This is a genomic window from Arthrobacter sp. NPDC058130 (assembly GCF_042884475.1).
In the GTDB taxonomy this organism is placed as follows: Bacteria; Actinomycetota; Actinomycetes; order Actinomycetales; family Micrococcaceae; genus Arthrobacter.
Window position 1 is genome coordinate 170,069 of sequence record NZ_JBHVTV010000003.1, and the last position, 15,760, is coordinate 185,828.

Consider the following 15,760-nt stretch of genomic DNA (forward strand, 5'->3'; position numbering starts at 1 on the left):
GGTCCTTCTGAGGGAGTGCTGAACGGGTACTGCGTAAGTTTATGACTAGGCTAAGCCTATGGTGGATCAGCCCGCGGACGGCGTATATCCGGAATATTGGGAAGCCGATGTTGTCCTGCGCGATGGTGGCACAGCGCATGTCCGGCCCATCCACCCCTCCGATGCCGACGCTGTCCAGGCCTTTCACGTGGGCCAGTCCCAGAAGTCCATCTACATGCGCTTCTTCGCCTTCAAGTCCAAGCTGTCCGCCAAGGAACTCAAGCGCTTCACCGAGGTGGACTTCAAGGACCGGGTGGCCCTCGTGATCACCATCGGCGGCGAGATCCTCGGCATCGGCCGGTATGACCGGCTCGACGACCCGGCGGAGGCCGAGGTCGCCTTCAACATTGCCGACGCCCACCAGGGCCGGGGCATCGGCTCCATCCTGCTCGAACACCTCGCCGCGGCCGCCCGCGAGAACGGGATCCGGAAATTCAGCGCCGAGGTGCTCCCGGAGAACCGCAAGATGCTCATGGTGTTCTCCGATGCCGGCTACGACGTCAAACGCCATTTTGACGACGGCGTGGTCAGCCTTGAGTTCAACATCGACCCCACCGACAAGTCCCGGGCCGTGATGGAATCCCGTGAGCACCGCGCCGAAGCACGCAGCATCCAGGAGCTGCTCGCCCCCGCATCGGTCGCAGTGATCGGCGCCAGCCGCAAATGGGGCAAAGTGGGATACCAGCTCCTCGAACACGTCATCGAAGGCGGGTTCAACGGCCCGGTCTATGCGATCAACCCGGAAGCCCTGGAACTCGCCGGCATGCTCTCCTTCGCCCGGCTCTCCGAGGTCCCCGGCCCGGTCACGCTCGCCATTATTGCGGTCCCGTACGACGAGGTCCCCAAGGTGGTCCAGGAATGCGCGGCCGCCGGGGTGAAGGGGATCGTGGTGGCCACCGCCGGGTACGCGGACGACGGCGAACGCGGCCTCGCCCGCCAGCGCGAACTCGTGCGGCAGGCCCGCGCCAACGGCATGCGCGTGATCGGTCCGGCGTCCCTTGGCATCGTCAACACCAACCCGGCCGTGTCCCTCAACGCCTCGATGGCACCGGCCCTGGCCCGCCGCGGCGGCCTGGGTTTGTTCAGCCAGTCGGCCGCGATCGGTGTCTCCCTCTACGCCGCCTCCAGCCGCCGCCGGGTCGGCCTCTCGACCTTCCTCTCCGCCGGGAACCGCGCTGACGTCTCCGGCAACGACATGATGCAGTACTGGGAGGACGACGCCGACACCACGGCGGTGGGCCTGTACCTGGAATCGATCGGCAATCCGCGCAAGTTCTCCCGGCTGGCCCGCCGCCTGGCCCGGACCAAGCCCGTGATTGTGGCCAAGTCCGACGCCATGGGCCTGAACCTGCCGCCCGGGCATGCCGTCCGCACCACCCAGGCGCCTGCGGAAGCGCTGGACGCCATGATGCGCCAGGCCGGGGTGATCCGGGTCGAGACCATCGAAGAGCTCATGGACGTCGCCCAGATCGTGTCGAGCCAGCCGCTGCCGGGAGGCCCGGGAATCGCGGTCTTCAGCAACTCCCGGGCACTGGGCAAGGTGGTCGCGGACAGCGCCGCCCGGCAGGGGCTCGGAGTGGAACGGATCGTTGGGGACCTTGACCTTGATGCGGGCATGTCCCGGGCACTGCCGGCCCTGCGGCGGAGCCTGCAGGAAATCCTGACTGCCGACACCGTTCATGCGGCGGTGGTGGCGCTGCTTCCGGCGCACGGTCTCACGGTTGAAAAGATCGCCGGTGTGCTGGCTGAATGTTCGGCGGCGGCCGGCAAACCGGTGGTGGCAGCTTTCAGCGGAATCCTTGACCCGTCCATCTATGTCGAGGGCATGGTCGGTGCGGAGGCGGAGCAGCCAGACGGGTCCGTGCCCGCCCCGCCGGTTCCGTGCTACTCCAACCCGGGGGCGGCGGTGGCGGCTTTGGCCGCCGTCGTGCGGTACGCCCAGTGGCTGGACCGGGACCAGGGCCTGTTCGTCGAACCCGAGGGCTGCCACCCGGACGCTGCCCGGGAGGACCTGGAACAGCTGCTGCACAACGTGGGCGGTGAGCAGCTGGTCCGGCTGGACCAGGCCACGGCCGCGCGGCTGCTGGGCCACTACGGCATCCGGGTGGTCCCGTCCGTGGGGTTCGAGACGGCGGAGGAGGCCGTGGCAGCGGCCGGGCCGCTCGGCTGGCCGGTGGCCCTGAAGACCACGGACCCCGCCCTGCGGCACCGGCTGGATCTCGGCGGCGTGCGGCTGGACATCCAGGACGCCGATTCACTGCGGCTCAACGTGCTGCAAATGCGCAAGTCGCTCGAGCGGTACGGCTCTCCGTCCCTGGAAGTGCAGACGATGATGCCTGTGGGGCAGGCGTGCACCTTCCGGGCCATCGAAGACCCGCTGCTGGGGCCGGTGATCTCCTTCGGCCTGGCCGGCGACGCCGTGAACCTGCTCGATGACTGGGCGCACCGTGTGCCGCCGCTCTCCGGCTCCGACGTCCACGACTTCATCCGGGCGCCCCGGGCGTCGCGGAAGCTCTTCGGCTACCAGGGCCTGCCGGCCGTTGATGTCACCGCACTGGAGGATCTCGCCGCCCGCCTCACCAGGCTCAAGGACAACCATCCGGAGATCGCCCTGGTTGACTTCAACCCCGTCCTCGCCGGGCCCGACGGCGCCTCGATCCTTGCCGCCGACGTCAGGATCGCAAACGCCGCCCAACGCACCGACAGCGCACGCCGGGCGATGCGCAGTTAGGCCGGTTGGTCCCCGGCCCCAACCCGCGTTCCGGGCCGGGCAGTTAGCAAGTCCCCAGCCGATCTGTGAAAATGGAGACTATGAGCTCCCAGTCTCCAACACCCAAGCCCCTGGCGACCGCCCCCGGACGCCAGACCGCGCACCACCACGGGCTCCATGACCACAGTGCGCAGGGCCAGAGCCTGGAAGGGTCCCTCCAGCAGGCCGGTTTCTACCCCCGGCTCGTGGCCGACGTCGTAGCCGATGCGCTGGACGGCCGCGACTGCGTGGCCCACCTGGTTCATCTTGAGACCCACTTCGACCGCGCCGAGGTCCGCCGCCACATTACGGTCCTGGTGTTGACCGAGGACATGTTGGTCATCACCCACGTCGACGACCAACAGCTCGATGAAGCCGGCGAACAGACGGTCGCCCAGGTGTCGACTGAGTCCGTCCCGGTGACCCAGATCCGCTCCGTGGTCTTGAGCTATGTCTACGCCCAGCCGCAGGACTACAAGCCCTCTGACCCGGTCCGGGAGCTGACGCTGTCCATTGCCTGGTCCGGCGGCCAGCGCCTCGACATGGGTCCGGCCAGCTGCGGAGATCCGCAGTGCGAGGCCGATCATGGCTACAGCGGCACCATCGCGCAGGAAGACATCGTCCTGCGGATCAGCGCTGAGGCGGACGGTCTGCAGGCCGTGCAGGACGCCAAGCTCTTCGCCCGCGCCCTGCGGGCCGTGAACACCGGCTCCGCGGCCCCGGTCCCGCACAACGGGCCCGGCTTGCCGCCCCGCCCGCGGATGGGCGTGTTCGGAAACCGGCTCAGCCGCGGCCACCAGCGCTGACATGGCCCACGTCCGCCAGCCTGAGACCGCGCAAGATCAGCTGCCAGAACCTGTAGTCACTTCCTCCCCGGCAGCCGCCGGTGTCGCCTCGCCCGTGCCGTTGTCAGCAGGTACGTCCCCGCTGCCGCCCGCCCCGGCGTTCGGACAGCGGTCCATCGCCGAGGTCCTGACCAGCGCCGCGGCAAGCCTGGGAGTCCCGGGCTTCGAGAACAAACTGAACCTTCCGGCCGCCAAGAAGGTGTGCGTGGTGCTGGCCGACGGGCTGGGCCGGAACCTGTTGAAGCAGAAGATCGCCCACACCCCCTTCCTACGCGGAATCCAGCAGGCAAGCCAGGGGCAGGTGCCCGTGTCGCTGGACTCGGCGTTCCCGTCCACCACCGCGGCTTCCCTCGCGAGCTTTGGCACCGGACTCTCGGCCGGCCAGCACGGCATGGTGGGCTATGACGTCCTGGATCCGGACCAGGACCGGGTTGTGAACATGCTTGGGAACTGGGACACCGGCGTGGACCCGCGGACGTGGCAGCCGTTCCCCACCGTCTTCGAACGGGCCGCAGGCCACGTCGAAGTCACCACCGTCAGCCTCCCGCAGTTCAGCACCTCGGCCATGACCGAGGCCGCGCTGCGCGGGGGCCGCTTCATCACCGGAACCACGTCCCACGCCCGGACCGAGTCAGCCGCGGAGGCCATGGCCGGCCCGGGGCCCTCGCTGATGTACTTCTACGTCAATGAGCTCGACAAGGCCGGGCACCGCCACGGCTGCCAGTCACCCCAGTGGGAGCACCAGCTCGAGGAGCTCGATGCCACAGTGCGCCGGTTGAACGCCACCCTGCCGCCGGGCACCACCGTGTTGCTGACTGCAGACCACGGCATGGTCGATGTTCCCGAGTCGCAGCGGATCGACTACTCCGCGGAGCCTGCGCTCCTTGCCGGGGTGCGGCACACCGCCGGGGAGCCGCGGATGGTCCACCTGTATCTCGAGGATGGAAACGACGACGGCGCCCGCGCCCGCCTGCTGGCGAACTGGCGGTCCCGTTTTGGGGACAGGATTTGGGCCTTCACCCGCGGGGAAGCGATCGCGGGCGGGTTGTTCGGCGACGTGCGGGCCGAGGCCTTCCATCGGATCGGCGATGTCATGATCGCGGCGCGGGATTCCCTGGCGCTTTACGACACGCGCAGGGTCAGGCCCACTGCCTTGGAAGTTGTGGGCCAGCACGGGTCCCTGACGAAGGCCGAGCGGGAAGTACCCCTGCTGTGCTTCCAGGCCGACGGCAAGAGGGCGCCCCGGCGCTGATGGTCCGGGCAGGAAGCCCCGGCTAAGCGGCCGTCTTGCTGCCGTTCCCAGAGCAGTGGTGCCCGCAGCCTTATTGGTCGTTCCGGGTTCCGAAGACGATTTCGTCCCAGCTGGGAACGCTTGAGCGCTTCGGCTTGGTTGGCTGGCGTTCGGGCTGGTCGGTGCCGGTTTCATTCCGGCCGGCGGCGTTGGACTCGCGGTGCTGGCGCCGGGACGTTCCGCCGCCGATCAGTTCATCCAGGCCCGGGCTCGCGGTGGGGCCCTTGCCCGCCGGACGCAATTGCGAGGCCGCGATGGTGACTTCCCGCGTCTCGGTGCTGACGCCGTCGTGCAGTTTCAGGGCATCATCTTCCTCCGGGAGGCGCGGTGCGAGCGTCAGCCGGGACATCATGGACGGCCTGCCGTCGCGTCGCCGCGTGAAGGCATCGGTGTCCGACGGCGCGGCCTCCGCGGCCGGAACTTCGGCCTGCGCGGGGTCGGCGTCGGCGGGATCGGAGCCGTCAGTCCCGGCGGTTTCGGAGGCCGATTCCGGTTCCGTCGGCTGCGGATCTTCGGGCGCCTCGGGCACTTCTGCCGGGCGGGGGTGGGCTGCGGGGACTCCCGCGGCCATGAGCATGGCGAGGGCGTCGTCCGCGTCTTCGTCCACTCCAATGCGCTGGCCGCGGCGGGAACGCAGCATGTCCAGCAGCCCGTCGGCGTCCTGTTCCTGGTGGATCCTGTCCTGCTGAAGCAGCATCTGGTGAATGATGCTGTGCTGTCCGGTCGCTGTTCGGGCTGCGGCCTCAGCGTCGGTTTCGAAGTCGAAGGGCCGGTCGGAGACGGCCGTAAGGCGCCGGGTCGGCACGGGGCCTTCGAGCGGCTCAAGCTCGCTCAGCTGCTGGGCCCAGCGGTTGGCATTGTGCAGGGATTTCCGGGCGGGATGGAAGGTCCACATGGCCGGCGGCTCCTCGCCGATGCCGGCCGGACCGCCGGGCTTGGGCTCGAAGCGGGCCACCACGTTCCAGCTGCCGTCGGGACGCCGCCAGGAGTCCCACTCCAGCGTTGATGGCTCGACGCCGTAAGCCCGCAGGCGGTGTTCGACCATGTCGTTGAGGGATGCCGGGTTGTCACCGAACACTGACCGGAAGAGGTCCTGGCCCGGGCCGGGCGAGGCCACTTCCACTTTGCGGGCCTGCTGGGCGATGTACTCGCGTTCGGCGAGGACCGGACCCTCATAGCGCTGGACTTTCTCCAGCGGGATACCGGACAGTTCCGCCACTTCGGCGGCGGTTGCCCCGTTGCGGATCCTGGTCTGGATGTCGCGCGGAGACATGGCAATGGGAGGTGCGGCCGCGCTGGACGTGGTCTTCGCCGCCGTCCGGCTGGCAGCCACCCGAAGTGCTTCATCGATCGGCAGCTGGAACATCTCGCCGCCGGTGCCACTCAACAGGAGATGCTCTCCGTCGTCGTGGACGCCTACAAGCCGTAGATCCTGCATACAAATCCTCCACCCTGGCATTACTAACAATCGAAACTCTGCCACCAGCGGGACACATTTCGGGTTAGGACGGCTGGCGCGCCGTGATTTTCCGCGACATTCCGCGACTTTTCGCCGGTTTTGGCCGCTTCGCGGAAAAGATCGCAGGGAGGGGACCCGTGGGCTCTGGCATTCGGGGGGCGCTTAAGCAAAAATGACCCGACACCGGGCACAAAAACCGCATGTCCGGCGTTGACATCGGTGAACCGCTCCCGGGGGCCCAGGGTTACCATCCTGGTGGGGCCATCCTGGGGCGGCGAACCAACCGAACGAATGCGGAGTGTGAGCAACAAATAATGGCGACCGATTACGATGCGCCGCGTAAGACCGAAGAAGACCTCAGCGAGGATTCCATTGAGGCCCTAAAGGTGCGGCGTACTGAGAAGCCTTCCGCCGTGGTGGATGAAGACGAGTCCGACCTTGCCGAAGGCTACGAACTTCCCGGCGCTGACTTGTCCGGGGAGGAACTGCTGGTCCGTGTCCTGCCCGCCCAGGCAGACGAATTCACCTGTGCCTCGTGCTTCCTGGTCCGCCACCGTTCGCAGATTGCCCGCGAAAAGGACGGCCTCAAGTACTGCAAGGATTGCGAGGGCTAGGCAAGGAACTAGGAGCTGAGCGCGGCGATCAGTTGCTCCGGGTACCGGGTGGATGTGAGCCAGTACGGGGTGCGATCCGAAGGGTCCTCGATCTCGATCCGGACTACCGGATCCACCCAGCCGCGGATACACAGAAACGCCAGCCCATTGAGACGCGTTCCCCGTTCCGCAGTGGCCTCCTTGCCCCGGAAAGCGGTGACCTTGCCCAAGAACCCGCGTTCGATCGTGGCCCTGCCCACCGTCAACGTGGTCCTGGTGACGGTGATCGACGGGGTGGACAGCACCAGCAGCACGCAGATGACGACGAAGATCACGATCGCGGCGGTAATGCCGGCCCAGATGCTGATGGGCGCCAGCATGAGGATCCCAGCGCTGGAGAACAACACCGACACCAGCCAAATCCAGAAGTTCGGCCAGAGCTTCTCGGCGTAAAGGACGGTGGAGCCGCTCGGGGCGCTCTTCGGGGCAGGCGCAGCTGCGCTGGATTCGGGCATAAGGACAGCTTTTCATCTTTAGCTGGGTATTTCATCTCGGGCCAGGGTCCGGTCCCGACCCCGCTTCAAGGCGTCTGCCGCCTCCGCTTGGAACGCCGCTTGAGCGCCGTGTCCGTCCTCCGTGGATGCTGGGGGCTGCATGCGTGAGCGGCCGGCCATGGCTAGGTCGATGTTCCGTGCGGGCGTTAGAGTGAGGGACTGTGACTGAAGAAAACACCGCCGTCGCCACTGCCGCCTCCGCGGCCGGCGACGCAGCCTACGGAACGCCCACTTTGACGGTACAGCTGAAAATGCTCGACGACGGGCTTGAGCCGCCGTCGTATGCGCACCCGGGCGACGCCGGCGCGGACCTTCGCGCCCGCGAGGACGTCGTCCTCGCGCCGGGGGAGCGCCGCCTCGTTCCGACCGGAGTCGCCATTGCGCTCCCGGATGGTTTCGTTGCGCTCATCCACCCCAGGTCGGGCCTGGCCACGAAGCACGGACTGACGGTCGTGAACGCCCCCGGCACTGTGGACGCCGGCTACCGCGGAGAAATCGCGGTGACACTGCTCAATACGGACCGGGACGAGGCGATCGAGCTGCGGCGCGGCGATAGAATTGCACAGATGGTCATTCAGCGCGTGGAGTATGCGAGGTTCCTTCCGGTCGAGGAGCTCGACGGCTCGGTCCGCGGCGGGGGCGGCTTCGGTTCCACCGGCGGTTTCGGCGGACCGGCCTGATTCCGGGTCCTTGGTCGCTGGGGTAATCGGGCGCTGGGTAATCGGGCGCTGGGGCAATCGGGGATTTTCAACGCCGCACACGTTGAATTAACTCAGGCACTGAAGAACACCAGCACTGAAGAACACAAGCACTTAACAGCATCGGCACTTAAGAACATCAGCACGGAAGCAACACCATCACTGCAGCGAGACAGGCACCCAGGCAAGAGCAGCGGCGCGTGAGCGGTGCAGGGAGTATTGAGCAGGCGGCCGCAGGGTAGCGGGCAGCCACGCGGACAGGCGCCAGGACCGCGCAGGCGGCGGCACAGGATCACAACTGAAGGAGACAACCCCCATGGTTTTTGGGCGCGGCAGGAAAGCCAAACAGGAGCAGTCGACAGAGCCCGTCGAGGCCGCGGATGCTGCTATTGACGGCGCCGGGACGCCGGCCGGGAACGACGCCAAAACCGCCGGCCGGGCCGCGACCGGCCCCTTCGACGTCTCGGAAATTGAGAGCCAGGACGGGTATGTGGACCTGGGCGCGCTCCTGATCGCCCCCCGCGAGGGACTCCAGCTTCGCCTGGAAGTTGAAGAGGCGAGCCAGCGCGTCGTCGCCGTCACCATGGACCTGGAGGGTTCCAGCCTGCAGCTGCAGGCCTTCGCCGCCCCCCGATCCGAGGGCCTCTGGGACGAAATCCGCGAACAGATCGGCCAGTCGGTCGGCAGCCAGGGCGGCCAGATCGAGGAGGTCGAGGGCAGCTTCGGCACCGAGCTCGTCGCGAAGCTGCCCGCCGGAGCGGCGGACGGCAGCCAGGGGTACCGCGTGGCCCGCTTCATCGGCGTCGACGGTCCGCGCTGGTTCCTCCGCGGCGTTTTCGGCGGCGAGGCGGCACTGGACCGCGACGCTGCGGCCGGACTCGAAGGGCTGTTCCGGCAGATCGTCGTCGTCCGCGGCGAGAACCCCATGCCGCCGCGTGACTTGCTGCAGCTGCGCCTGCCCAAGGACACCGCCGCCGCACCGTCGCCGCAGGCCGCCCCGGAATTCGGACAGCCCGAACGCGGACCGGAGATAACCCAGATTGGCTGATGCCGCCGGCAAAAAAACGGCCGCCATGTCCGTCCGGGACCTGCCGGACCGCGGGCGGGTGTTGTGCCACGGCTTCATCGAGTCGGTCACGTACGTGCCCGCCAGCCAGGTGGCATCCTTCATCGCGATCCTGATCGATCATGAGGCGCCCCCTCCCGTCACCCGCCTCCTGCCCTTCGGTGCCCAGGGTGGCAAGGCCCAGGGCGGCAAAGGTGCCGGAACCGCCAACAGCCTGCCCGGCAACGGCGTGGCCACGCCCAAGGTGAGTCCAAGTGCGCAGCGCCAGCGGCCGGCAGGGCCCAAGGAGCGGCTGCGCGTCGTGTGGCTGGGCCGGCGCCGGATACCCGGAGTTGACGCCGGCACTGAGCTTCGGCTCGAGGGCATGGTCACCATGCGCGACGGGCTGCCCACGATCTTCAATCCCCGCTACGAAATACTCTCCCGCCAGGAGGAGCAATGACTTTGCCCGAACATCCCGAGCGGGCCCGCCCGGACCTGTCACAACAGGACCTGTCGCAACAGGACCGGTCACAACAGCACACAGGCCAGCCGGAACCGGGGGAAGCCGCGGCGGCAACCCGGGACAGTTCCGCACCTGCAGGTGCCCGGCCGGCTGCGTCCCAGCCCACCAGTTCCCAGGCCATCACTTCCCAGCCGACGGTCGCCCAGTTGGCCGAGGACTATGCCGCTAAGGCCGGCCTGCACCGCTCGAGCAGCGGCAACATTGACGTGCTCAAGAGCGCCGGCGGCATCCAGGGCATCGCAGAGAGCATCCTGCCGGGTCTCGTCTTCCTGATTGCGTTCACCATCGACAGGGAAAACCTGACAGTGGCCGTTATCGCGGCGCTGGCGGTGGCCGCCGTCTTCACCGTGGCCCGGCTGGTCCAGCGCAAGCCGCTGACCCAGGCGCTGGCCGGTTTCATCGGCGTCGGACTCTCCGCATGGCTGGCCACCTCAACGGGCAAGGCAGAGAACTTCTACGTCCTGGGTTTTTTTGCCAACCTCGGCTACATCCTGGCGATGTCCATCTCCGTGGCCGTGCGCTGGCCGATCGCCGGCTTGCTCTTCGGCTTCATCCGCAACGAGGGCCTGGAATGGCGCAAGGACCCGAAGCGGGTCAAGGCGTACTCGATCGGCACGTGGGTGATTGTTGCCGTCCTGGTTCTCCGGCTGGTGGTGCAGGTGCCGCTCTACTTCATGGGGGAGCAGGGCCTCGCTGCCCTGGCCACCACCCGGCTTCTCATGGGAGCCCCGCTCTACATCCTCGGCGTCTGGATTGCCTGGCTGCTGACCCGGCCCGCCCGGGTGCCTGCCGAGGCCAAAGAGGCCAACTAACCCGATGCGCTGCCAGTTGTGGTCGTTCCCAGCCCCTGGGAACGACCACAACTGACAGCGCATCTGTAGGTTAAGGAGGGGTTAGCCTTCGAAGCCGTCGTCCTCGGCCGGCTGGGTGCCGTGGCCGTGCTTGTCCGAGGTCACGGGGTGCTGGTCCTCGAGCGGGGATTCCGGTGCCAGCAGGGCGCGGAGTTCGTCCTCGGCCGCGATCGTGGTCACAAAGAACAGTTCGTCGCCGCCGTCGATCACGTCGTCCCGGCTCGGCGTGATGGGCGCCTGGTCCCGCAGGATCGCCACGAGGGTGGAGTCCTCGGGCCACTGGACATCGCCCACGGTCAGGCCGATCACATGGGAGTCGTGCGGAACCGTGAACTCCACCAGCGATGACACCCCGGTCTGAAGCGTCAGCAGCCGGACGAGGTCACCGATCTCCACCGCCTCCTCCACGAGGGCGGTCATGAGCTGCGGGGTGTTGACCGCGACGTCGACGCCCCAGGAGTCGTCGAACATCCAGTCGTTCTTGGGGTTGTTGACCCGGCCGACGGTCCGCCCGACGCCGAATTCCGTCTTGGCCAGCAGGGAGACCACCAGGTTGACCTTGTCGTCACCGGTGGCGGAGACCACGACGTCGGCGTCCTCAAGTTTGGCGTCCTGCAGCGTGCTCAGCTCGCAGGCATCGCCGACCAGCCAGTGCGCGCCGCGCAGGCCGCTGCGGCCGATGACCTCGGGCTTCTCGTCGATCAGCAGGATTTCGTGCTTGTGGGCCAGCAGCTCGCGGGCGATCGAGGAACCGACGCTTCCGGCACCGACGATGACGACTTTCACTTAGGACTCCTTGGCGGGGGATTTGGCGAGAATGTGGCCGATCTCGGAGCTCCGGTCCACGTTCAGCATGGCGTGGACGGTGTCCCCGTCCTGATAGGACGTGCCGGCAGCGGGCAGCATGCCCTCGCCGAACCGGGTCAGGTACGCGACGCGGATGCCCGCCGCCTTCTCGATCGAGGAGACCGGGTGCCCGATCCAGTCGGGGTTGAGGTCCACTTCGGCGAGGACCAGCCGGCCCGAGGGCTCCCGGTAGTCGCCGGCGATGTGCTGTTCGGGCAGAATGCGGCGCAGCACCTGGTCGGCGCTCCAGCGCACCGCGGCGACCGTGGGAATGCCGAGGCGCTGGTAGATTTCGGCGCGGCCCGGATCATAGATCCTGGCCACCACATGAGGAACGTGGAAGGTCTCCCGCGCCACCCGGGTGGCGAGGATGTTGGAGTTGTCGCCGCTGGAGACGGCGGCGAAGGCGTAGGCTTCCTCGACGCCGGCCCGCTTCATCGTCTCCCGGTCAAACCCGACTCCCGTGACCTTCCGGCCGGAAAACCCTGCCCGGAGCCGCCGGAAGGCGCGGTCGTCCTGGTCGATGATGGCCACGGAATGGCCTGCGTCCTCGAGCGTGTGTGCCAGGGTTGACCCGACACGGCCACAACCCATGATCACGAAGTGCGCCACATGGGCCTCCTGTTGGTTCTTACGTCAGATACTGCGTAAAACTCTACCGGCCACGCGGCGGCGGAAGGCCACGGCCACGGGGGCCCGGGCGAGGTTCCTGTGCGCGCCAACTTCGCCGTCATGACATCGCGTCCGAATCAGACTAGTTTTGTGTGGTGCTGACAATTTTCAATGCCGTGAAGCGGGTGCTGGTAGGCAAGCCCTTCCGGAACGACCGTCTGGCCCACACCCTCTTGCCGAAGCGGATCGCGCTCCCCATTTTCGCCTCGGACGCACTGTCCTCCGTGGCGTATGCGCCGGATGAAATCCTCCTCACGCTGGCCCTGGCCGGTGTAAGTGCCGTGGCCGTCTCGCCGCTGGTCGGGCTCGCCGTCATGGTGGTGCTCTTGACCGTGGTGGCCTCCTACCGCCAGAACGTCCACGCCTACCCCTCCGGCGGCGGCGACTACGAGATCGCCAACGTGAACCTGGGCAAGTATGCGGGCCTGACCGTAGCCTCCGCGCTGCTGGTCGACTATGTGCTGACCGTGGCCGTGTCCATGTCCTCGGCCGCGACCTACCTGACCACCGCTGTGCCTTCCCTGCACGGGCAGCAGGCCGCGATCGCCACTATCGGCGTCGTGATCCTGGCCCTCGTGAACCTGCGCGGCATCCGGGAAGCCGGCAGCGTCTTCGCGGTGCCGACCTACATCTTCATGGCGTCCATCCTGGGCATGACCGCCGTCGGGGTCTTCCAGGCCGTGACCGGGCAGCTGGGGCAGGCGCCGTCGGCGGCGTTCACGATCGTGCCGGAGCCGGGCTTCGACGAAGGACTCGTCGGGCTGGCCGGCGCGTTCCTGCTGCTGCGGGCCTTCTCATCGGGCGCCGCGGCCCTGACCGGCGTCGAGGCCATCAGCAACGGCGTGCCCAACTTCCAGAAGCCCAAGAGCAAGAACGCCGCCACCACGCTGCTGCTGCTCGGTGTGATCGCCTCCGCCATGCTCGCCGGCATCATTTACCTGGCCAACGCCACCAAGGTGCACATCGTGCAGGATCCGGCCACGGAGTTCCTCCTGAACGGCAAGCCGTTGGAGGAGGGCTACATCCAGAACCCGGCCATCAGCCAGATCGCGCAGACCGTCTTCGGCGGGGGGTCCATCCCGTTCTACATCGTGGTGGCCGCCACCGGCGTCATCCTCGTGTTCGCCTCCAACACCGCGTTCAACGGCTTCCCGGTGCTCGGCTCGATCCTGGCGCAGGACGGCTACCTGCCGCGCCAGCTGCGCACCCGTGGGGACCGGCTGGCCTTCAGCAACGGCGTCCTGGCCCTGGCGGCAGGCGCCCTGGTGCTGATCATCGCCTTCGATGCCGACGTCACAAAGCTCATCCAGCTCTACATCGTGGGCGTCTTCATCTCCTTCACCATGAGCCAGCTGGGCATGATCCGGCACTGGGGCCGGGAACTGAAACTCTCCAAGGACCCCGCCGTGCGGCTGCGGATCATCAAGTCCCGGACCATCAACACCGTGGGCTTCGGGATGACCGGCCTGGTCCTGGTGATCGTCCTGATCACCAAATTCTCGCAGGGCGCCTGGATCGCGCTGCTGGCAATGTTCGTGCTGTTCCTGATCATGTGGAGCATCCGGGCGCACTATGACAACGTGGCCAAGGAACTCGCCGTGGACGAGGACTCCTCGCCGCGTGCCCTGCCCACCCGGGTGCACGCCGTGCTGCTCGTCTCGCACGTGCGCAAACCGGTGCTGCGCGCCCTTGCCTACGCCCGGGCCTCACGCCCCTCGCGGCTGGACGCCATCACCGTGGACATCAGCCCGGAGGAGACCGAGGCGACTGTCGCGGACTGGGAGAAACTCGAAATCCCGGTCCCCCTGACCGTGCTTGCCAGCCCGTTCCGCGAAACCGTGACTCCGATCATGGAGTACATCAAGAACATGCGCCGCGATTCGCCCCGCGACCTGATCGTGGTCTACATCCCCGAGTACGTCGTGGGCAAATGGTGGGAGCAGCTGGTCCACAACCAGACCGCGCTGCGCATCAAGACCCGGCTGCACTTCGAGCCCGGGGTCATGGTGGCCAGTGTGCCGTGGCAGCTGAAATCGTCCGAAGAAGCCAAGAACATGCAGGATATCCAATGACCCCCGACACCCGGACCCACACCCACGCCGACCTCGTCGTCGACGTCGGACCCGTCGCCCACGGCGGGCACTGCGTGGCCCGGCATGAGGGACGCGTCGTGTTCGTCCGGCACGGCATTCCCGGCGAGAAGGTCCGGGTCCGGCTCACCGACGACGGCCCGTCCGCCAAATTCTGGCGCGCTGATGTGGTGGAGGTCCTGGAATCCTCCCCGGACCGCGTCCCGCACTTCTGGGACCTCGCGGATTCGGCGCGCTCCTGGTCGCACCGGCATGCACCCGTCGGCGGCGCCGAACTGGGCCATATTTCGCTGCCCCGCCAGCGCAGCCTCAAGGCGGACGTCCTGGCCGAACAGCTCAAGCGGCTGGCCGGCGTCGAACTCCGTGCCGACGTCGAAGCCGTCGGCACGGCTACCGGGACGGGCGTGCCGGCCGGTACCGGCCCCGCGGCCGGCCTCGGTTGGCGGACCCGCGCCGGCTTCGCCGTGACGCCGGCGGGCAAGCTCGGCATGCACGCCCACCGCTCTGACGCCATCCTGCCCGTGCGCGAAATGCCGCTGGCCGTGGACGGCATCAACGCACTCCGGCTCTGGGAAATGGACCTGCAGGGCATCGACCGCATCGAGGTCGCCGCCCCGGCGAACGGCTCCCGGCCGCTCGTGCTGCTCGTGCCCGCCCCGGGAACCCGGTCCAAACGGCTCGGTGTCATCCTGGCCCAATTCCCCGACGACGTCTCGGTGGCCAGCCTGGACCCGGCCACCGGCGAGGTGCTGCAGCTGCGCGGCCGCACCTATGTCCAGGAGACCGCGGCCGGCCACGACTATCGGGTTACCGGCGACGGCTTCTGGCAGATCCACAGGGACGCCCCGGAGACGCTCGTCGGTGCTGTGACCGGGTTCCTGCACGACGGCGGCTACCTCGCGCCGGGTTCGGTGGTGGCGGACCTGTACGCCGGTGCCGGGCTGTTCACGGCACCGCTGGCCGATGCCGTGGGCGTGACCGGATCCGTGCTCTCGGTCGAGGGTGCGCCCGGCACCAGCCGTGATGCACGCAAGAACCTGCACGATGCCACCCAAGTGGAGATCGTCCAGGGCCGCGTGGAGCGGGTGCTGCGGCAGAAACCCCGCAACTTCGATGCCCTGATCCTGGACCCGCCGCGGGCCGGTGCCGGCAAAGCCGTGGTCAAGCAGCTGATCGACGCCGGTCCCCGGGCCGTCGCCTATGTGTCCTGTGACCCGGCGTCGTTTGCCCGGGACCTCGGCTACTTCCGGCAGGGCGGCTGGGGGATGGCCGGTCTGCGTGCCTTCGACCTCTACCCGCACACCCATCACATGGAGACTGTGGCGTTGCTGACTCCCCAGCGGTGATGCCACTAGGATGGGCGTAGTAGTCCGTCGTCGCGCTGCATCAACAATGCCGTTAGTGAATTGCTCTCAATGAATTGGCGTTCATGCAACGGCCGTTCCCTGCGTTCTTACCTGCATCAGTACCACGATGTACTGATGCCTGTATTAGTTAGGCCG

At 67.6% G+C, this 15,760-nt stretch carries 14 protein-coding genes; 10 read left to right on the forward strand and 4 right to left on the reverse strand.

Going from position 1 to position 15,760, the window contains the following annotated elements; translation table 11 throughout:
- The first annotated feature begins 58 nt into the window (after nt 1-58).
- From ACFVTM_RS08410 to ACFVTM_RS08420, 3 genes are all read left to right on the forward strand, one after another.
- Nucleotides 59-2,770: a GNAT family N-acetyltransferase gene (locus ACFVTM_RS08410; protein WP_390202960.1), complete on the forward strand. Its 2,712-nt coding sequence runs from the start codon at nt 59-61 to the stop codon at nt 2,768-2,770.
- A gap of 80 nt (nt 2,771-2,850) precedes the next feature.
- Nucleotides 2,851-3,594 (forward strand): DUF5998 family protein, encoded by a 744-nt coding sequence (locus ACFVTM_RS08415; protein ID WP_390202961.1) that lies wholly within the window; start codon nt 2,851-2,853, stop codon nt 3,592-3,594.
- A 1-nt stretch (nt 3,595) separates the two neighbouring features.
- Complete coding sequence (locus ACFVTM_RS08420; RefSeq protein ID WP_390202962.1) at nt 3,596-4,885, forward strand: alkaline phosphatase family protein; 1,290 nt, start codon at nt 3,596-3,598, stop codon at nt 4,883-4,885.
- A 70-nt stretch (nt 4,886-4,955) separates the two neighbouring features.
- Here ACFVTM_RS08420 and sepH read toward each other — a convergent pair whose 3' ends face one another.
- Complete coding sequence (gene sepH / locus ACFVTM_RS08425) at nt 4,956-6,362, reverse strand: septation protein SepH (protein WP_390202963.1); 1,407 nt, start codon at nt 6,360-6,362, stop codon at nt 4,956-4,958.
- A 335-nt stretch (nt 6,363-6,697) separates the two neighbouring features.
- On the opposite strand from sepH, the gene ACFVTM_RS08430 reads away from it, so the two are divergent.
- The gene (locus tag ACFVTM_RS08430) at nt 6,698-6,997 is read left to right on the forward strand and encodes a DUF4193 domain-containing protein (protein ID WP_091255680.1); all 300 of its coding nucleotides are present in this window, start codon (nt 6,698-6,700) and stop codon (nt 6,995-6,997) included.
- Between the two features lie 8 nt (nt 6,998-7,005).
- On the opposite strand, the gene ACFVTM_RS08435 is transcribed toward ACFVTM_RS08430, so the two are convergent.
- The gene (locus tag ACFVTM_RS08435; protein ID WP_390202964.1) at nt 7,006-7,491 is read right to left on the reverse strand and encodes a DUF3093 domain-containing protein; all 486 of its coding nucleotides are present in this window, start codon (nt 7,489-7,491) and stop codon (nt 7,006-7,008) included.
- Nucleotides 7,492-7,691: 200 nt separating this feature from the next.
- Between ACFVTM_RS08435 and dut the strand changes: the two genes are divergently transcribed.
- From dut to ACFVTM_RS08455, 4 genes are all read left to right on the forward strand, one after another.
- On the forward strand, nt 7,692-8,210 hold the full coding sequence (gene dut, locus ACFVTM_RS08440; RefSeq protein WP_390202965.1) for a dUTP diphosphatase: 519 nt from the start codon (nt 7,692-7,694) through the stop codon (nt 8,208-8,210).
- Nucleotides 8,211-8,544: 334 nt separating this feature from the next.
- Nucleotides 8,545-9,276 carry a DUF3710 domain-containing protein gene (locus tag ACFVTM_RS08445; RefSeq protein WP_390202966.1) on the forward strand — a complete coding sequence of 244 codons (732 nt, stop codon included), beginning with the start codon at nt 8,545-8,547 and terminating at the stop codon, nt 9,274-9,276.
- A gap of 25 nt (nt 9,277-9,301) precedes the next feature.
- Complete coding sequence (locus ACFVTM_RS08450) at nt 9,302-9,736, forward strand: hypothetical protein (protein ID WP_390202967.1); 435 nt, start codon at nt 9,302-9,304, stop codon at nt 9,734-9,736.
- Nucleotides 9,733-10,611, forward strand: coding sequence for a DUF3159 domain-containing protein (locus ACFVTM_RS08455; RefSeq protein WP_390202968.1), 879 nt, complete (start codon nt 9,733-9,735; stop codon nt 10,609-10,611). The genes ACFVTM_RS08450 and ACFVTM_RS08455 overlap by 4 nt, the downstream gene beginning before the upstream one ends.
- A gap of 81 nt (nt 10,612-10,692) precedes the next feature.
- Here ACFVTM_RS08455 and ACFVTM_RS08460 read toward each other — a convergent pair whose 3' ends face one another.
- Together ACFVTM_RS08460 and ACFVTM_RS08465 are read right to left on the reverse strand one after the other, a co-directional pair.
- Nucleotides 10,693-11,436 carry a potassium channel family protein gene (locus tag ACFVTM_RS08460; protein ID WP_390202969.1) on the reverse strand — a complete coding sequence of 248 codons (744 nt, stop codon included), beginning with the start codon at nt 11,434-11,436 and terminating at the stop codon, nt 10,693-10,695.
- Nucleotides 11,437-12,108, reverse strand: coding sequence for a potassium channel family protein (locus tag ACFVTM_RS08465; protein ID WP_390202970.1), 672 nt, complete (start codon nt 12,106-12,108; stop codon nt 11,437-11,439). It abuts the gene before it with no gap.
- 155 nt (nt 12,109-12,263) lie between these two features.
- Here ACFVTM_RS08465 and ACFVTM_RS08470 point away from each other — a divergent pair, with 155 nt between their 5' ends.
- Together ACFVTM_RS08470 and ACFVTM_RS08475 are read left to right on the forward strand one after the other, a co-directional pair.
- The gene (locus ACFVTM_RS08470) at nt 12,264-14,240 is read left to right on the forward strand and encodes an APC family permease (RefSeq protein ID WP_390203220.1); all 1,977 of its coding nucleotides are present in this window, start codon (nt 12,264-12,266) and stop codon (nt 14,238-14,240) included.
- On the forward strand, nt 14,237-15,604 hold the full coding sequence (locus ACFVTM_RS08475; protein ID WP_390202971.1) for a class I SAM-dependent RNA methyltransferase: 1,368 nt from the start codon (nt 14,237-14,239) through the stop codon (nt 15,602-15,604). Before ACFVTM_RS08470 ends, ACFVTM_RS08475 begins: the two co-directional genes overlap by 4 nt.
- Nucleotides 15,605-15,760 lie beyond the last annotated feature (156 nt).

Excerpts from the sequence above, each read along its gene's own strand:
- ACFVTM_RS08410 (WP_390202960.1), top strand. The coding sequence starts at position 59 with ATGGTGGATCAGCCCGCGGACGGCGTATATCCGGAATATTGGGAAGCC.
- ACFVTM_RS08415 (WP_390202961.1), top strand. The coding sequence starts at position 2,851 with ATGAGCTCCCAGTCTCCAACACCCAAGCCCCTGGCGACCGCCCCCGGA.
- ACFVTM_RS08420 (WP_390202962.1), top strand. The coding sequence starts at position 3,596 with ATGGCCCACGTCCGCCAGCCTGAGACCGCGCAAGATCAGCTGCCAGAA.
- sepH (WP_390202963.1), bottom strand. The coding sequence starts at position 6,362 with ATGCAGGATCTACGGCTTGTAGGCGTCCACGACGACGGAGAGCATCTC.
- ACFVTM_RS08430 (WP_091255680.1), top strand. The coding sequence starts at position 6,698 with ATGGCGACCGATTACGATGCGCCGCGTAAGACCGAAGAAGACCTCAGC.
- ACFVTM_RS08435 (WP_390202964.1), bottom strand. The coding sequence starts at position 7,491 with ATGCCCGAATCCAGCGCAGCTGCGCCTGCCCCGAAGAGCGCCCCGAGC.
- ACFVTM_RS08445 (WP_390202966.1), top strand. The coding sequence starts at position 8,545 with ATGGTTTTTGGGCGCGGCAGGAAAGCCAAACAGGAGCAGTCGACAGAG.
- ACFVTM_RS08450 (WP_390202967.1), top strand. The coding sequence starts at position 9,302 with ATGTCCGTCCGGGACCTGCCGGACCGCGGGCGGGTGTTGTGCCACGGC.
- ACFVTM_RS08455 (WP_390202968.1), top strand. The coding sequence starts at position 9,733 with ATGACTTTGCCCGAACATCCCGAGCGGGCCCGCCCGGACCTGTCACAA.
- ACFVTM_RS08475 (WP_390202971.1), top strand. The coding sequence starts at position 14,237 with ATGACCCCCGACACCCGGACCCACACCCACGCCGACCTCGTCGTCGAC.